This is a genomic window from Paraburkholderia sp. Ac-20347 (assembly GCF_017104805.1).
In the GTDB taxonomy this organism is placed as follows: domain Bacteria; phylum Pseudomonadota; class Gammaproteobacteria; order Burkholderiales; family Burkholderiaceae; genus Paraburkholderia; species Paraburkholderia tropica.
The window spans coordinates 1-2764 of the sequence record NZ_JAAGPN010000480.1; the positions used below are offsets into that span (position 1 = coordinate 1).

The 2764-nt window shown below is 71.0% G+C and carries 1 protein-coding gene; it reads left to right on the forward strand.

Going from position 1 to position 2764, the window contains the following annotated elements; genetic code table 11:
* A partial coding sequence (locus tag G3N97_RS37750; protein WP_205997843.1) for an amino acid adenylation domain-containing protein occupies positions 1–2764 on the forward strand: 2764 nt, incomplete at both ends.

Consider the following 2764-nt stretch of genomic DNA (forward strand, 5'->3'; position numbering starts at 1 on the left):
TCGACGCGCCGATCGAACCCGCCGAAGAGGCCGTGATTTCGCACGCGCAGCAGCGTCAGTTGTTCGCGTGGCGGCTCGATCCCGCGAGCCGCGCGTATCACGTCGCGGCGGGCATCCGTCTCGACGGCGCGCTCGATCGCGAGGCCTTGCGCCGGAGTCTCGATCGCCTGTGCGAACGTCACGCGGCGCTGCGCACGCATTTCGTCGAAACCGGCGACGCCGCGCAACTCTACGCGCCGCGCACCGCCGCCGCCGCGTCGCTCGCGTGGGCGCATTTCGAACTGAGCGATTCTGGCGACATCGGAGAACACGAACACGAGCGCGCGCTTCGCGAATGCGCGCAACGCTTCGCCGACGCGCCGTTCGATCTGCTGCGCGGACCGCTGCTGCGCGCGGGACTCGTGCGCATCGGCGACGAACGTCACGTGCTGATGCTCGCGCTGCATCACATCGCGACCGATGGCTGGTCGATGCAGTTGCTGGTCGAGGAACTCGTCGACGGGTATCGTGCCGCGCGCGACGGCGCAACGACGCATGGAGACGCGCAAGCGAAAACACGCATCACCTACGCCGATTACGCCGCGTGGCAGCGCCGCTGGCTCGCGAGCGATGCAGCGGCGCGGCAACTCGCGTACTGGCGTGCAGCACTCGCCGATGACGCACCGCCGCTCGCGCTGCCCTACGACCGCCCAGCAAGCGAAAACGCCGATCCGCGCGCCGCCGCGCGCGTTGCTTTTGCGCTGCCCGCGCCGCTCGCGCAAGCGGTGCGCGCGGCGGCCGCCCGGCATCGCGCGACGCCGTTCGTCGTGCTGCTCGCTGCGTATCACGCGTGGCTCTATCGCGTGACCGGGCAGGGCGCGATCCGCACCGGCGTGCCGGTCGCGAATCGCACGCGGCCCGAGACGCACGACGTGATCGGCTTCTTCGTCAACACGCTCGTGCTGCACAGCGACTGCGAGGCCGTGACGCCGCTCGCGAGTCTGTTCTCGCAAGTGCGCCAGCGCACGCTCGACGCGCAGGCGAACCAGGCGCTGCCGTTCGATGTGCTGGTCGAGCATCTGCGGCCCGCGCGCGACGCGCAGCACGGTCCGCTGTTCGAGACCAGCTTCAACTACCTGAGCGACGATTACCCGGCGCTCGCGCGCTGGCCGGGCGCGCGCGCCGAGCGCTTCGAGATCGCCGAGACGCACGCGAAGGTGCCGCTCGCGCTCGATCTGCGCGAAAGTCGCGACGGCGCGATGCGCGGCTATTTCACCTACGCGAGCGCGCGTTTCGACGCGTGCAGCGTCGAGCGCATGGCCGCGCAGTATCTGCGCGCGGTGGAAGCGTTCGCGCACGCGCTCGGCGATCGCAGCGCCGACATGACCGATACCGCCGCGCCGACGCTGGCCACGCTCGATCTGCTCGATGCCGACGAACGCGCGCGTGTGAACGCCGCAAGCGTCGCGCGTCGCATGCCGCCGGGCGAGCCGATTCATCTGCGCGTTGTGCGGCATGCGTACACGCAACCGGATGCGCCGGCCGTCGTCGATGGCGCGCTGCGCATGAGCTATGCGGAACTGGACGCGCGTGCGGCGCACGTCGCGCAGTGGCTGCTCGCGCGCGATCTTCGGCGCGGCGAACCGGTCGCGATCGTTGCGCATCGCTCGGCGCGCTTCGTCGTGGCGATGCTCGGCGTGCTCAAGGCGGGCGGCGCTTATGTGGCGCTCGACGCGGGCAATCCGCCGCAACGCATCGCGCAGACGCTGCGCGATTGCGGCGCGCGTCTCGTGCTGTGCGAGGACGATTGCTCCGCGCTCGACCTCACGGGCGTGCAGCACGCGCGCATCGACGCGGCGCAAGAAGAGGCACGGCGGGAGCAACAAGATCGCGCGCCCCATGCATTGCCCGCCGTCGATCCGCGCAGCGCCGCCTACGTGATCTACACGTCGGGATCGAGCGGCGCGCCCAAGGGCGTGGTGATCGCGCACGGCGCGCTGACGAACTATGTCGACGCCGTGCTCGCGCGGCTCGATCCGCCGCCGCGCGCGCGCTTCGCGATGGTCTCGACCATCGGCGCCGATCTCGGCCATACGGTGCTGTTCGGCGCGCTCGCCTCGGGCGGCGCGCTGCATCTGATCGATCGCGACACCACGCTCGACGCCGACCGTTTCGCGCAGACGCTGGCGGCCGCGCGCATCGACGTGCTCAAGATCGTGCCGGGCCATCTGCACGCGCTGCTGCAAGCCGAACGCGCCGCCGACGCGCTGCCCGCGCATACGCTCGTGCTCGGCGGCGAGGCGACGTCTTGGGAACTGCTCGACACGATCGCGGCGCTGCGGCCCGGCTGCCGCGTCCACAATCACTATGGCCCGACCGAGACGACGGTCGGCATTCTCACGCAGCCAGCCGCCGAAGCGAGCCGCGCGGCGGCGACCTTGCCGCTGGGCCGTCCGCTCGACAACAGCGAAACCTGGCTGCTCGACGAGCATCTGAATCCGGTCGGCACGGGCGAGACCGGCGAGCTGTATCTGGGCGGCGCGGGCGTGGCGCTCGGCTATCTGCACCAGCCCGCGCTCACCGCCGCGCGCTTCGTGCCGCATCCGTTCGCGGCGGGCGTGCGGCTGTATCGCAGCGGCGACCGTGCGCGGCGTCTCGCCGACGGCAGCCTCGAATATCTCGGCCGTATCGACGATCAGGTGAAGATCCGCGGCTATCGCGTGGAGCCCGGCGAGATCGCGGCGCGCCTGAAGGCGCTCGACGGCGTGCGCGATGCGGCGGTGAT